Source organism: Pragia fontium DSM 5563 = ATCC 49100 (assembly GCF_900112475.1).
In the GTDB taxonomy this organism is placed as follows: domain Bacteria; phylum Pseudomonadota; class Gammaproteobacteria; order Enterobacterales; family Enterobacteriaceae; genus Pragia; species Pragia fontium.
Genome location: NZ_FOLW01000008.1, coordinates 19,974 through 34,276, shown reverse-complemented (window position 1 = coordinate 34,276; position 14,303 = coordinate 19,974). Strand labels below are relative to the sequence as shown.

At 44.7% G+C, this 14,303-nt stretch carries 15 protein-coding genes; 11 read left to right on the top strand and 4 right to left on the bottom strand.

What is annotated here, in order from left to right; translation table 11 throughout:
• Positions 1 to 99: 99 nt before the first annotated feature.
• The 9 genes from cutD (at position 100) to yeiB (ending at position 8,041) form a co-directional block, all read left to right on the top strand.
• Positions 100 to 1,050, top strand: coding sequence for a choline TMA-lyase-activating enzyme (cutD, locus tag BMZ28_RS12145; RefSeq protein WP_047781277.1), 951 nt, complete (start codon positions 100 to 102; stop codon positions 1,048 to 1,050).
• A 19-nt stretch (positions 1,051 to 1,069) separates the two neighbouring features.
• Positions 1,070 to 1,504 (top strand): BMC domain-containing protein, encoded by a 435-nt coding sequence (locus tag BMZ28_RS12140; protein ID WP_373876071.1) that lies wholly within the window; start codon positions 1,070 to 1,072, stop codon positions 1,502 to 1,504.
• A gap of 49 nt (positions 1,505 to 1,553) precedes the next feature.
• Positions 1,554 to 2,195 carry a phosphate propanoyltransferase gene (gene pduL / locus BMZ28_RS12135; RefSeq protein WP_074823528.1) on the top strand — a complete coding sequence of 214 codons (642 nt, stop codon included), beginning with the start codon at positions 1,554 to 1,556 and terminating at the stop codon, positions 2,193 to 2,195.
• A complete protein-coding gene (locus BMZ28_RS12130; RefSeq protein ID WP_126467723.1) occupies positions 2,170 to 2,910 on the top strand; it encodes a hypothetical protein in 741 nt (246 codons plus the stop codon). Before pduL ends, BMZ28_RS12130 begins: the two co-directional genes overlap by 26 nt.
• 77 nt (positions 2,911 to 2,987) lie before the next feature.
• Positions 2,988 to 3,344: a DMT family transporter gene (locus tag BMZ28_RS12125; protein ID WP_047781273.1), complete on the top strand. Its 357-nt coding sequence runs from the start codon at positions 2,988 to 2,990 to the stop codon at positions 3,342 to 3,344.
• A 14-nt stretch (positions 3,345 to 3,358) separates the two neighbouring features.
• On the top strand, positions 3,359 to 3,688 hold the full coding sequence (locus BMZ28_RS12120; RefSeq protein ID WP_047781272.1) for a DMT family transporter: 330 nt from the start codon (positions 3,359 to 3,361) through the stop codon (positions 3,686 to 3,688).
• A 389-nt stretch (positions 3,689 to 4,077) separates the two neighbouring features.
• Entirely contained in the window at positions 4,078 to 5,901 is a 1,824-nt protein-coding gene (locus BMZ28_RS12115; RefSeq protein WP_047781271.1) for a polyurethane esterase, read from the top strand.
• A 274-nt stretch (positions 5,902 to 6,175) separates the two neighbouring features.
• Positions 6,176 to 6,844, top strand: coding sequence for a GTP cyclohydrolase I FolE (gene folE / locus BMZ28_RS12110; RefSeq protein ID WP_047781270.1), 669 nt, complete (start codon positions 6,176 to 6,178; stop codon positions 6,842 to 6,844).
• Positions 6,845 to 6,859: 15 nt separating this feature from the next.
• Positions 6,860 to 8,041 carry a DUF418 domain-containing protein YeiB gene (gene yeiB, locus BMZ28_RS12105; protein WP_232036552.1) on the top strand — a complete coding sequence of 394 codons (1,182 nt, stop codon included), beginning with the start codon at positions 6,860 to 6,862 and terminating at the stop codon, positions 8,039 to 8,041.
• Here yeiB and sanA read toward each other — a convergent pair.
• The 4 genes from sanA to BMZ28_RS12085 all read right to left on the bottom strand — a co-directional run bounded on the left by sanA (position 8,025) and on the right by BMZ28_RS12085 (position 12,087).
• Positions 8,025 to 8,792 (bottom strand): outer membrane permeability protein SanA, encoded by a 768-nt coding sequence (gene sanA / locus BMZ28_RS12100; protein WP_074823709.1) that lies wholly within the window; start codon positions 8,790 to 8,792, stop codon positions 8,025 to 8,027. The genes yeiB and sanA overlap by 17 nt on opposite strands.
• A gap of 161 nt (positions 8,793 to 8,953) precedes the next feature.
• Entirely contained in the window at positions 8,954 to 10,651 is a 1,698-nt protein-coding gene (locus BMZ28_RS12095) for an NAD-dependent malic enzyme (protein WP_047781269.1), read from the bottom strand.
• Positions 10,652 to 11,002: 351 nt separating this feature from the next.
• Complete coding sequence (locus BMZ28_RS12090; RefSeq protein ID WP_047781268.1) at positions 11,003 to 11,686, bottom strand: CidB/LrgB family autolysis modulator; 684 nt, start codon at positions 11,684 to 11,686, stop codon at positions 11,003 to 11,005.
• Positions 11,686 to 12,087 (bottom strand): CidA/LrgA family protein, encoded by a 402-nt coding sequence (locus BMZ28_RS12085; RefSeq protein ID WP_047781267.1) that lies wholly within the window; start codon positions 12,085 to 12,087, stop codon positions 11,686 to 11,688. The genes BMZ28_RS12090 and BMZ28_RS12085 overlap by 1 nt, the downstream gene beginning before the upstream one ends.
• 454 nt (positions 12,088 to 12,541) lie before the next feature.
• Between BMZ28_RS12085 and BMZ28_RS17385 the strand changes: the two genes are divergently transcribed.
• Positions 12,542 to 12,754, top strand: coding sequence for a hypothetical protein (locus BMZ28_RS17385; RefSeq protein WP_126467717.1), 213 nt, complete (start codon positions 12,542 to 12,544; stop codon positions 12,752 to 12,754).
• On the top strand, positions 12,744 to 14,162 hold the full coding sequence (locus BMZ28_RS12080) for an APC family permease (RefSeq protein ID WP_047781266.1): 1,419 nt from the start codon (positions 12,744 to 12,746) through the stop codon (positions 14,160 to 14,162). Before BMZ28_RS17385 ends, BMZ28_RS12080 begins: the two co-directional genes overlap by 11 nt.
• The last annotated feature ends 141 nt before the right edge of the window (positions 14,163 to 14,303 follow it).

The window sequence follows — 14,303 nt, the reverse complement described above, 5'->3', positions numbered from 1 at the left end:
CGCTGTTGCCGGTAAGACTTCGGTTTTACCGGCCAATAAACACTTAATGACGATTGAAATTGATTTTTTGTCAGCTGATTTTTTTGAGGAGAAAGAGCAATGGATGACATCCTGGAGAAAAAAGGACGAATTTTTAATGTCCAAAAATACTCTATCTATGATGGTGACGGCATTCGTACGCTGATTTTTTTAAAGGGATGTAATATCCGTTGTGACTGGTGTGCCAACCCTGAAGGGCTTAGCAGCGCTTTTCAAGTGATGTTCTCACAGGATAGATGTGTGAACTGTGGTAAATGCGTTGAGGTATGTCCTACCGGAGTGCACTACCGTCAGTCCGATGCAGCAGGTAATCCGGTTCATCGTATCGATCGCACGGCAGAGTGTATTGGCTGCCGTAAATGTGAAGAAGTTTGTATCACCAACGCACTGGATATCGTCGGTAAGGACGTTACGGTACGGGAAATGATGGATGTCATTATGCAAGATTATGACTTTTATCAGGCCTCCGGCGGTGGCGTGACGTTAGGCGGTGGTGAATTGAGCCTACAGGCAGATTTTGCCGCGGCACTGCTGACCCAATGTAAAAAAATGATGATTAACACCGCCATTGAAACCAATGGCACTACGAACCTGGCTAATTATGAAAAATTGGCTGAGTGTACCGACCTTTTTCTTTTCGATGTTAAGCATATTGATACCGAACAACATAAAGCGTTATTTGGTGTTGGTAACGAAGGGGTGATAAGGAATCTGGAACGGTTGGTGGAACTTAACGCCAATATCGTGGTGAGAATGCCTTTAGTCAGAGGCTACAACGATTCTTATGATGCCATTACCGGCGCTATTCACTATGTCATGGAGCTGGCGAAGAGAGGCAAAATCCAGCGTATTGATATTCTGCCTTTTCATCAGCTGGGTAAAACCAAGTATGAAAAGCTGGACATGATTTATCCGGTCAAAGGCGATCCGAGCTACAGCGATGAAGAGTTAGATCGATTAGCGGATTTCTTTACCCAGTTCGATTTTGATATCAGATTGGTCAGGCACTAATCAGGAGATGATGATGAATATGAGTCTTGGACTTATTGAAACACGCGGCCTTACGGCCACCATTAGCGCGGCTGATGCAGCTTGTAAGTCTGCCAGCGTAGAGATTATCGGCTATAAAAAAGTAGGTTCTGGATTAGTGACCGTTTGCTTCCAGGGGGAAGTGAGCGCGGTGCAGGCCGCAATAGAAAACGGGGTTGCTGCCGTTAGACCAGCAGATTTGGTGGTTTCTTCATTAGTGATTGCTCGACCGGATAGTAGCGTTGTAAAGCTGCTTAATCAGTTTGGTCGTAAAAAAGGGAGTATGGACGTTGAAAAAAAACCGGTCGCCGTTAAGGCACCGGTTGAGGTGGCACCGGTAATTGAGCCTGTTTTGGCCAGCCAACCCGTTGAACCTCCGGTTGTTAATCATCCCGTTAAGGATAAAAAGCCGGAAGGTAAGAAAAGCAAAAAATAGGGTTAAGTGATTATTTTTGAATAGCTAATTTATTCAAGAGGTTAAATTAATGATAAATCAGTCTTTACTGGCCAAGATTCATCAAAAACTGCCCGGCGGTACGGCAAATGTAAATAGTGCATCAGCCTCAATTCCGATTGGTGTGTCTAATCGTCATGTGCATCTTTCTGCGGGTGATATTGAGGCATTGTTTGGCCCGGGCTATCAACTGACACCGTTTAAAGAGCTAAAACAACCGGGTCAATATGCGGCAAAAGAGTGCGTGATGATCGTCGGGCCAAAAGGCAATATCACCAATGTCCGAGTACTCGGCCCGGCACGGGATAAAACCCAATTGGAAATCTCTAAAGCCGATTGTTTTGTGCTGGGGGTGAAAGCACCGGTGCGTGAGTCTGGTGATTTACCGGATTCTGCCGATGCGTTATTGGTTGGTCCCGCTGGGCATGTTCATCTTAAATCTCAGGTTATTTGTGCTCAAAGACATATTCATATGAATGAGCGAGATGCCCAAATGTTGAATGTTACTAATGGGCAAACGGTACGGGTAAAAACCGCAGGGCAGCGCAGTCTGATATTTGATGAGGTGGTGGTTCGCGTTAAGCCGAGCTTTGCTTTGGAGTTTCATATTGATACCGATGAAGCCAATGCAGCAGGGCTAAAATCCAATGACAGCGTATTTATCGTTGCATGATGTTGAAGCAGGTGGGGATATGGATGAGAAAGTCATAGACGGTTTGGTTGATGAGGTCCTGAAAAGGCTCAGAAAAAAAGTGCTGATAGTGCTGACCAATGCCGGCGGTTATAAAGACGAGATATATACCCGCCTTAGCCAGTGCGAGCGTTTCTCTTTCTCCGTCATGATTACCGATGATGCCCATATTTATCACGGTGAAGAGAAATGGAGCCGGATCGGCGAGATCATTAAGCCGAGTGCTGATTTATTGCCCGCGATATTGGCAAAATATGATGGGGTGTTGGTACCTTTCATGGATTTTGCCACCATGGGTGAGATTGCGAATGGCCTGTTTTGTCGTGATGGTGCTAAAACGATTAACTATGCGTTGATGCGCGCCATGACGGTGGTGGCTTTGGATTATAACTGTAATCCGCAAAGTGAGCTGAATCAGATATTGGGCATGGCGTCAGATGCGCCTCACTTGGCTCAGATTGAGAATAATCGAAAAATATTGATCGCTTCCGGTATTCAATTTTGTTCGGCAAATGAAATGGAGCAGCGGCTATTAATACCTTCAGTTGATGAGCAAGAGCAAGGTAATAATGACGCTTTATCTTATCGGTATATTACATTAAATGATGTGATGAATAATCATGGAGGATACGATATTCATTCGGATACCAGATTAACGGATTTGGCGATAGAGTATTTAAAATCAAATAAAAAATAATTTTAATACAGGTTAGATAACATTTTTAAAATTTACAATTCTATTAATATTATCAATAAATGATAAGGGGTGTATTTATGTCATCAAAGGCTAAGTCATGGCTATGGTTACTCTTGGTTATTGCGTCAGAAACCTCGGCAACATCAACGTTAAAAATGTTTGATAATAGTGAAGGGACGACCAAAATATTATTATTAGCATTGATCGTTGTATTGTATTGCATTTGTTATTATTCCTTATCTAACGTTGTTAAATATCTACCGGTTGGATTGGCTTATGCTACCTGGTCGGGTACCGGTATTTTAATGGTTTCGACATTAGGGATGGTTTTTTACGGCCAGCATCCTGATCTTCCGGCGATTATTGGTATGGTTGTTATTGCCAGTGGCATTATTATTATGAATCTCTGTTCTAAAATGGGAACGGAAGAATAAGGAAGGAGTGAATTATGCTTAGCGTCGGATTTTTATGGTTGGCTTTATCGATTGGCTCGGAAATTACCGGTACTTCAATGATTAAGAAGACGAATAATTTTCGTAAATTAGCTCCTTCTGTGCTGGTTATTTTTTCTTATTGCTTATGTTATTTTGCTTTAACTAAAGCGATGGGATATGTGCCGGTCGGTATCGCTTATTCACTATGGTGTGGATTTGGTATCGTTGGTGTGACAATTGTCTCCATGATTTTGTATAAGCAAAAGCCTGACTTCCCGGCAATATTTGCCATGGGGCTGATCATCTCTGGCGGCATTATTATGAATGTATTCTCAGAGATGTAATGTAATTATCAGTTAATCAATAAATGGCAGGGTGATTTCATAAGAAACTCACTCTGCTTTTATTGATCTATAGTCATGTATAATGGCTATGCTGAGTTGGTGTTTTATCGGTAAGTGTAATCGTTTTAATTTTTTAGCCTGAAAGTATTATTTTAGTTGTCTTATAAGTGTGGATTTAAACTATTATCCAAGGTGGTTAATCTTGATGCTATGAGCGATTGCTTGGAAATGGTAAGTGGAGGGGAGGAGCGTTTAGGTCAGGAAGAAGGTTGTATATTCATTTGTTTTATTTTCTCTTAAAATCAATTTAATTATTCCCAATAAAAAAGTAACAGTTTAAACAATATAATGTAATCCTTTTTATCCGGTTAAACATAAAAGGAATTACTATGGGAATGTTCAACTCGCTGAATATGACAAATCAAGAATCCAAGTCGCTATTTCTTGATAGTCTGGCTATCACAACGTATACCTATCATAACCTTGATCATGGGTTAAAAGAGGGATATCAAAAACATGGTTTTAATATCGGACTGCCTTTAACGTTAGTTGATGCAGTTTTTGGTAGTAGTACTTCACAAGGCATATTACCTAATTTCCCCGGAAATCCTGATTCAGAACGTTTATCTCTGCAAAAAATAAATGATGCGGGTTGGTCAAATATTAGTGCGGCACAGTTAAATTATAGTGGCAAGACCAATAGCGCAGGCACTTTTCTCGGTGAAAAATTTGGTTTCCGCGCAGCCCAAGCTGAAGTGATGGGTAAATACGACGATGAAGGAAACTTGATCAAAATAGGTATTGGTATTAGAGGGACAACTGGCCCAAGAGAGTCGTTAATTACCGATACCATTAGCGATGCAGTTGCCGATATATTAACCGGATTAAGTCCAGAATATTCGCTTAATTACCCGAAGAATGCGTTTAATCAACTGCTGACCGATATTGCTGAATTTGCGACTAAGCAAGGATTAACCGGCGAAGATATTATTATTACCGGCCACAGTTTAGGTGGCGCGGCAACCAACAGCATTGCTCAATTGAGCCCCGATAACTGGGGCGGATTTTATCAGGGATCTAAGTATGTTGCTTTTGCCTCGCCTACTCAGTATGAATCCGCCGGTAATGTGATTAATGTAGGTTATGAAAACGATCCGGTTTTCCGCGTGTTAAACGGTAAGCAACTGGAACTCTCCTCATTCTTGATACACGATGCAGATAAAGTCTCAGCGACAAACAATATTGTTAATTTCAATGATTATTATGCCTCTGACTTTTGGAAATTTATTCCGACCTCACTCGTTAATCTTTTCTCTTGGATCTCGCATATGCCATATGCTTATGACGAGGGTATGCAGCGTATTGTCGAGTCGCAGTGGTACAACCTAACCGAAAAAGATTCGACCGTGGTGGTGGCTAATCTCTCGGATAATATGCAAGAGAAAACCTGGGTAGAGGATTTAAATCGTTATGCTCAGCCCCACGTCGGCGAAACCTTTATCATCGGTAGCGAGGGTAACGATCTGATTAGAACCAAGTCAGGCATCAACTATTTAGACGGCGCTGGTGGTGATGATATTTTCTCCATAGATAAGGGATTTAATATTATCTACGGTGGTACCGGGCAGAATACCCTCGAACTGCATCAGCCATTAGATCAATTTGATGTGGTTCGTGCGCCAGATGACTCGCTATATTTCTACGATGGCGATGGAAATATGACGGTAGCTAAGCAGATATCGACGGTTAAAATGAGTAATGAGCAATCTCTGACGGTTAGCGATGATGGCCTATTAACACCGGATGGATTGTTAGCCCCTTGGACTGAATCCTTGTTTAGCGATGACCAGCATATGCTCGAAACGGATCTCTCCGGCGTATGGCTATTTGGTCAGCAGGGAGATGATGTGCTGACCAGCACTCAAGGTGGCAATACCTTTGTAGCGGGACAGGGCAATGATGAGTTATTTATTAACGGTGGTGGCAACACGCTGATATTTGAAGGGGAGTTTGGTCAGGATGTTATTCACGGTCTTCAGGGGGATGACAAGCTGATCTTTATCGCCCAGGAGGAAGCACGCAGCGATGCGGACTATACCAAACATATCTCTGTCTCTGATGAAGGGGTATTGCTCACTTTTGGTCATAATTCTGTACTGCTGAATAACATCTCATTTGATATGTTTAGCGCGGATCAGATTGTTATTGCATAACGACCTGCTCAGTATTTGAAATATTTATCTTGAGGCCTGTAAGCATAAAAAATGCAGGCCTTAATTATCACATGATGAATCCCGATAACTCCTCTGATACAGGCAGTGACGTCTCTCGCTATGGGGAAATCTTGCTGAGCGGTAACAACAACAAAAGTTAGTTTTCTTAACATTATTTCGATAGACCACTGGATAAACATCGTTCGCTAAATTACAGTGTCTGACTTAAGGTGTGATCCTTATCAAAGATATTGAACCAGGTTGGAGAGAGACGATGTCATCGCTGAGTAAAGAAGCAATATTAGTTCATGCAGCATTAGAGGCCAGAGGGCTAGAAACGCCTTTGCGCGGTCCGGTGCTGGATGCCACAACACGGAAAACGCAAATTCAGGAACACATGACATCGATTATGCAGTTGCTGAATCTGGACCTGTCCGATGATAGTCTGATGGAAACGCCAAAGCGCATTGCCAAAATGTATGTGGACGAAATTTTTTCCGGGCTGGATTACGCGAATTTCCCAAAAATCACGCTAATTGAAAATAAAATGAAAGTGGATGAAATGGTGACCGTACGGGACATTACCCTGACCAGTACCTGTGAGCATCATTTTGTGACTATTGATGGTAAAGCCAGCGTTGCCTATATCCCGAAAGACTATGTTATTGGCCTGTCTAAAATTAACCGTATTGTGCAGTTTTTCTCCCAGCGCCCTCAAGTGCAAGAACGACTGACTCAGCAAATTTTGTTGGCGCTACAAACGTTGTTGGGAACCACCAATGTCGCGGTTTCCATTGACGCTACCCATTACTGTGTCAAATCACGCGGTGTATGTGATGCCACCAGTTCAACCAGTACTACATCTTTGGGCGGAATTTTCAAAAGTAATCCAAGTACCCGTCAGGAGTTTCTGCGCGCGGTTCGTTACTCCTCCCATCTATAAGATATTCGATTTCTGATGCCACATCATGGTTCAGCGTCAATGCTGGCGGGAGGAATGCCTTCCCGTCGCATTACTCAGTTGGACAGCGTCCGTGGTTTAGCCCTGTTGGGCATACTGATTATGAATATAGGTGGCTTTGGCTTGCCCAAAGCGGCTTATATGAATCCGGCGTATGCCGGTGTCCCTTCCTTTAGTGATGGTTTAGTCTGGTCTTTACTGAGCGTATTTGCTCAGGGGACTTTTCTGACCATGTTTGCCATCCTATTTGGCGCAAGCCTGCAACTGCTACACCAATACAGCATGAGATGGAACTTATCGCGTTTGTTCTGGCTGGCGCTACTGGGTTTCTGCCACAGCGTTTACTTGTGGGACGGCGATATTTTGCTGACCTACGGTATGGTGGGTATTGGCGCAGCGATTATTATTCGATCGTCTTCCTCTTATGATGGCCTCATGCGCACCGGTATTTTGCTCTATTTTATTGGTCTGGCGATTTTACTGTGGTTTGGTTGGATAACGGATAATAGCATGAACGCCTACTGGGCACCGGATGCCCAAAGTTTAGCCGCAGAGGCTAAATGGAAGCTGGCTGGCGGTGAAGTAGCAAGACAAGCGCGTCTGGCGGCGACGTTACAGATTCAATTCTCAGTGATAGTCCAGTACGGCTGGGAACTGTTGGGATTGATGTTGCTGGGAGCCGCTTTGATAGAAAACGGCTGGCTGAAAGGGCAAATAGCGCCTGCGGTTTATCGACGACAGGGCTGGATATTGTTGGCTATTTCTTTGCTGATTCAGATTCCGGTAGTGTTACTGCAATGGCAGTCTAACTGGGATTTTGTGATAGCCGGCTATTACCTTTTGGCACCTAAAGAACTCGGCTCAGCCATTCAAGGGTTAGCCTATTTGGCTTTATGGTATGGCTATGGGCAAGGAATAAAAATGTCAGCCATGGCTGCCGGTTTATCGGTGGTGGGGCGTATGACGCTTACCAATTATCTGTTACAGACGTTGGTTTGTATTACGCTGTTTTATCAGTTTGGCTGGTATCAGCAATGGGATCGCCTAAGCCTGCTGGCACTGGTACCGTTTATCTGGTGTATCAATATTGGATTTTCTTTGCTGTGGCTGCGCTTCTTTCGGCAGGGGCCGATGGAGTGGCTATGGCGGCGCTTGACGGATATTATTTCGATAAGGTAACCGACGCAGCGGCTCTGGCGTGGGGAACCTGTGGCGTATTGTTTAACTCTTCCAGCTCAAATAGCTGCTCGGGTGAAATCGCCGGATACTCTTGTTCATCCCCCTCAAGGCTGTAAGGGGTAGGGATTGGCACCATAGGTCCGAGAAAACGCGGCTCACGCTTCAGAATATATAAGTCGGTTAAGGCACCCAAACGGGCGACCACTTCTCTGGCACGCACCATAAACATATTTTTAGGTGAAGGAACCGCATAGCATTGGGCTTTAATGCCGCTGTGCATAGCGATAAATAGCGCCCGCTCGCAGTGAAAACGTTGAGTAATAATCGTAAACCCATTGGTATCGAATACTTTTCGAGTACGGATAATGGAGTCTAATGTTCTGAAACCAGCATAGTCGAGCACAATATCGGAGGCAGGAACGCCAGCCTTCATAAAGTCTTTACGCATGGTGATGGGTTCGTTATAGCTTAACAGCGCGTTATCACCGCTTAATAATAAATAGTTGATTTTCCCGCTGTTATACAGATTTAACGCCCCCTGAATCCGGAAGCGATAATATTGGTTAATCACGCCAGTGCGGACATATTTAGAGGTGCCGAGCACCACACCAACTTGGCTGGCGGGTAGCTCTTCAATATTCTCATAAACGTAAGGGGCAGTACGCCAACTGATCCAACGATCGAGCAGCAAAGCCGTGCCGAGCAATAAAGCCAGCACCGCTAATAAGCTATAGATCAATCGTTTTAATATCATGGTTGGATACTTCTATTTTACCCGGACCTTCCAAGGCTACTTGACGAAAGTCGCGAAAACAAGATGGCATAAACGAAAAAAATGGGATGGCTGTCGAAAAATTAATCAGATGAAAGCAATACGGCACCGTATTGGTGCCGTATTAAACAATGATTAAATCAGAACGAAGTACGTCTGTAACGGCGATATTCCGGGTTCCAGAAATTATTATCAATCTCTTTCTGCAACGCTTCATCTGATGTAACAACGGCAACGGATTCCAGTTGAGCCATTTTTGCTACTTTCAGCGCGATATAGCGAGAAACTTGCTGAATATCGTCCACTTCCGGTAATAGCGCACCTTCACCGTGTTTAGCCAGCGGCGAATAATCTGCCAAGGCACGGCTGGCCGCCATTAGCATACCATCGGTGACCCGCGTTGCTTTAGCTGCCAGTACTCCGAGGCCAATCCCAGGGAAGATATAGGAGTTATTACACTGGGCAATCGGATACACTTTTTCTTTATACATCACCGGCGCGAATGGGCTGCCGGTGGCAACCAGCGCAGCACCGTCGGTCCAATTGATAATATCTTCCGGACGGCCTTCAACCCGCGAAGTAGGGTTAGACAGCGGCATGATAATGGGACGCGCACAATGACGGTGCATTTCGCGGACGATTTCTTCGGTAAATAAACCGGACTGACCGGAAACGCCAATCATCACGGTTGGTTTAGCGTTGCGAACGACATCCAGCAGCGAGATAGCTTCATTTTCCGTATGCCAGTGGCTCAGAGACTCATGCTTTTGCACCAGCTTAGCCTGGAAATCGAGCAGCGTTGGCATTTGATCGGTTAATAAACCAAAGCGATCCACCATAAAGACGCGCTCTCTGGCTTCACTTTCGCTCAGGCCTTCGCTGATCATTTGGGCGATGATTTGTTCGGCAATACCGCAACCAGCAGAACCCGCACCGAGGAAAACCACGGTCTGATCTTTTAACTGGCTGTTGGCGGCACGGCTAGCGGCAATCAGACTACCGAGCGTTACGGCGGCGGTGCCTTGAATATCATCGTTAAAGCAGCACAGCTCATTACGATAGCGGTTAAGCAGTGGCGTCGCGGTTTTCTGGGCGAAGTCTTCAAACTGCAACAGCACATTTGGCCAACGACGTTTTACTGCATTGATAAAGGCTTCAACGAATTCAAAATATTCATCACCGGTGATACGCGGGTGACGCCAGCCCATATACAGCGGATCGTTCAGACATTGTTGGTTATTGGTACCTACATCCAGCACTACCGGTAGGGTGTAGGCTGGGCTGATGCCGCCACAGGCGCAGTACAGCGACAATTTTCCAATAGGAATACCCATACCACCGATACCTTGGTCGCCAAGACCAAGAATACGTTCGCCATCGGTGACCACAATCACTTTTACGTTTTGTTTGGTGGCGTTTTGCAGCATGTCATCAATATTGTCTTTATTTGGATAGGAGATGAACAGACCACGGTGGCGGCGATAGATATCGGAGAAGTGTTCGCAGGCTTCCCCAACGGTTGGGGTATAAATCACCGGCATCATTTCGCTCATGTGATTTTCAATCAGGCGGTAAAACAGGGTTTCGTTAGTGTCCTGAATATTACGCAGATAAATATGTTTATCGATATTGGTTTTAAACCCCTGAAACTGTCGATAGGCGCGTTCAGCTTGTTCTTCTATCGTCTCAATAGCTTCCGGTAACAGGCCTTGCAGGTTAAAGGCTGCACGTTCTTCTTCGGTGAAGGCGCTGCCTTTGTTCAGTAATGGGGTTTCAAGCAGGGCAGGACCCGCATAAGGAATATAAAGCGGACGTTTACTCTCGTGTTCCAGTTCCATGAAATTGGCTCTTTAGATCAGGTGTAATGGACAATTGGGGCATCCCGTAAATAGCTCGCCAATTCTAGGAAACTCAATACAAATGTACAGTCAATGTTATTAATATATGGCTATTTTGTTGAATATTGAGATCTAAGCGACATTATTATTGGCTGACGGCTACGGAACTTGGCTGTATAGCTTACCTGAAAAATTTCTTTTTGCTTGTTCTCTCCTGTAAGGAAATGCAAATAGTGGCGCAAAATAGATATTTCTGGGGAATTTTATTTTATCAAAGAAGGTGCGGCGATATTTCGCGGTATTCTCCGCTGGTCAGGATTGGATTAATGCATGACCAGCGAATGATCTGCGCTAACTAAACATTTGTACCAGCACCGGAAAGACAAACGGAGCGGTCAGTGACGTGATAATGCCACAAATGACCAACGCCAGTGAACTGTAAGCCCCTTCCTGATAATCTTCTTCGACACAGCGTGCTGTTCCTAGTGCGTGAGCGGTGGAACCGATAGATAAGCCTCTGGCGGCTGGAGTGGTGATTTTCAGCATATTCAGAATGGGATAGCCAAATACCGCACCAAACACCCCGACAAACATCACACAGATCGCGCTAATGGCCGGTACCCCGTGAATAGACTCCGCCGTCGCCATGGCAATCGGCGTGGTGACGGATTTCGGTAATATCGATGCTGCCAACTCCGGTGAGGCCCCCAGTAACAGCGCCAGAGCGGTGCCGCTTATCATGGCTGCCAAACTACCAATAAAACAAATGGTAATAATGGATTTCCAGCGCGCTCGAATTTGGTGTAGTTGCTCATACAGCGGCAAGGCTAGTGCCACAACCGCGGGCTGTAGCAATGAGTTAAGCAGTTCACTGCCTTCAAAATAGCTGTCATAACTGGTATGGGTCAGCAACAGCAGAGGAATAATGATAAACAGCGAGATCAACAGCGGATTCAGCAACGGCTTTTTAAATTTGATGGCCAGATGGCGTGCCGAATAGAACACGATCAGCGTTAGGGGAATGGCCCACCACATTATAAGGGCTCCTTATCACTGTCCGGTTTTAGTCTTTTAATACCGTGAATGTAATGGGATGAGTAGCCGACAATCAGCATCGTCACCAAACTACTCACCAAACAGGAGATCGCCAGCGGTCCAAACTGGTTAACCAGCGATTGGTAATATTTCATGATCCCCACGCTGATAGGAACAAACAGCAGCGCCATATGGCGAATAAATAGATAGCAGCCGGGTTTTATCCATGCAACGGGAAGCAACTGAGAACAGAGCAAAGCAAACAGAACCAACATACCGATGATGCTACCGGGAATTTTTAGCGGAAGAATGGCAGCAATGGCGTTACCCGCCAGTAGACAAAGGTAGATGAGAATAAAGGCTCGTAGGTATTGCCAACAAAGCCTCAAAAACGGCAGCATAAAATAGTCCTCTGCGCTGAAATTTAATTTATCATACAATTATTTTTTAGAATTGTGCTACTGATCACACAATAAAGGCAATGAAATATCGTTTCAAATCTTTTCTGTAGCCTGTGCAATCAATTAGCCTGTGAACCAGTTTAATACAGCTATAATAAGAGAATGTTTCAATATTTTTAATAATCCTTACTTATTGTTTAATAATAGCTTTTTAAATAATTTTTTAATAGATGAAAATTATTTTTTACACACGCTTGGCAAGGGGATACTTGTGGTGCAGAATGCATTCAAAGCTGAATAACCGACGTAATATGGCGTCGGTTATTTTTTTATATTCGGCCAGAGAAAAATGGTTATAAATCTGTCAGTTGCAGATTTATAGGGCTTATTCCGAGGTTAATAAATATTCACGTATACCGCTTAAAATCGGTAACCTATTGAATAAGGAATAAAAATGAAAGATTCCATCCTGAAACCACCTCTCTGCGTCGGTAATCAATACCGCCGCAGCGATTATGGCGCACCACAAGCCTTAAACTCTGCCAGTCGATGTTATATACCCCTTATTTCCAGCCGCTTATCGTGTTGTTCCCCTGCGGCCTCTCTACTTTATGTTGTATCGCGTCAACAGGTTGAGAGTACGGGGGAACACGGTCATGTCTATTAGTTCTTCTGCTGCATCCGTATCCAATCGCGTTCAACTTAAACGTTCACTGAAATTGTGGCAAATCGTGATTATTGGTCTGGCTTATTTAACGCCAATGACCGTATTTGACTCGTTTGTCATTGTTTCAGGTAAGACAGAAGGTCACGTACCCAGCGCCTATATTTTGGCTTTGGTGGCGGTACTGTTTACTGCCCTGAGCTATGGCAAACTGGTGCGCCAGTTTCCAGAGGCTGGCTCGGCTTATACCTATTCGCAAAAAGCGATAAATCCGTACGTCGGGTTTATGGTGGGCTGGCTATCTCTGATGGACTATATGTTTCTACCCATGATTAACACGCTGCTGGCTAAAATTTACCTGTCGGCATTGTTCCCTGACGTGGCGTCATGGATTTGGGTGGTGGCGTTTGTCTTTGTGATGACGGTGATTAACCTGCGGAGTGTCAACTGGGTTGCTAACCTGAATATGGTACTGGTATTTTTCCAGATCGCTATTTTGGTGGCTTTCGTTTACCTGGTCTGGCAAGGTTTACATTTAGGAGAGGCCGAGCGGCAGGTTGAGATGACTCGCCCGTTTTTCTCTAATGAAGCCCATTTGGTGCCAATCATTGCCGGTGCGACCGTGTTGTGTTTCTCGTTTCTTGGTTTTGATGCGGTAAGTACCCTGTCAGAGGAAACGGAAGATCCGAAGAAAGTGATTCCGCGAGCCATCTTTTTAACGGCGCTGTACGGCGGGATTATCTTTGTCGCGGTGTCGTATTTTATCCAACTCTACTTTCCGGATTTAACCATATTGAACGATCCGGATAATGCGACGCCAGAGATTGCGTTGTACGTTGGCGGCAAGATGTTTCAGTTTATTCTGCTGTGTTGTACCGTGGTTGGGGCATTGGCTTCTGGCTTGGCATCTCACGCCAGTATCGCGCGATTACTGTATGTGATGGGGCGTGATAACGTTTTGCCGGAAAAAGTATTTGGCTATATTCACCCTAAATGGAAAACGCCGGTAACCAATATTCTTATCGTTGGGGCAGTGGCTTTAGTGGCGATGTTCCTTGATCTGGAAAGCGCCATTTCACTGATTAACTTCGGTGCGCTGGTGGCGTTCAGCTTTGTGAATATTTCAGTGATTTGGTTTTTCTTTGTTCGCCAAAAGCGCAATAAAACTGCCAAAGATATCTTCAGCTTTTTTATCCTGCCGCTGATTGGTACGGTGATGATCGTGGTTCTGTGGCTGAATTTGGAAGTTGACTCACTGCGTTTAGGACTAACCTGGGGCGCTTTGGGACTGCTCTACCTGGTGTACATTACCCGCGGTTTTCGCCGCCCGGTACCAACACTGGGGGCTAACCGAGGTAAAGTCGCGGTTATTGAACCTAACGTAGCAGAGATGCCGATAAAAGCCGATTAAGGTCAATCTAAAACGGTTAAAGCGTAACGGAACCCGCCGGTTGATATCGGCGGGTTTTTTTATGCTTAGCTGCAATCTCAATAGACCCTTTTTTTATTGGCTATTTTATTCTCATGATTTTAAAGGGGTTTTTATCATCGA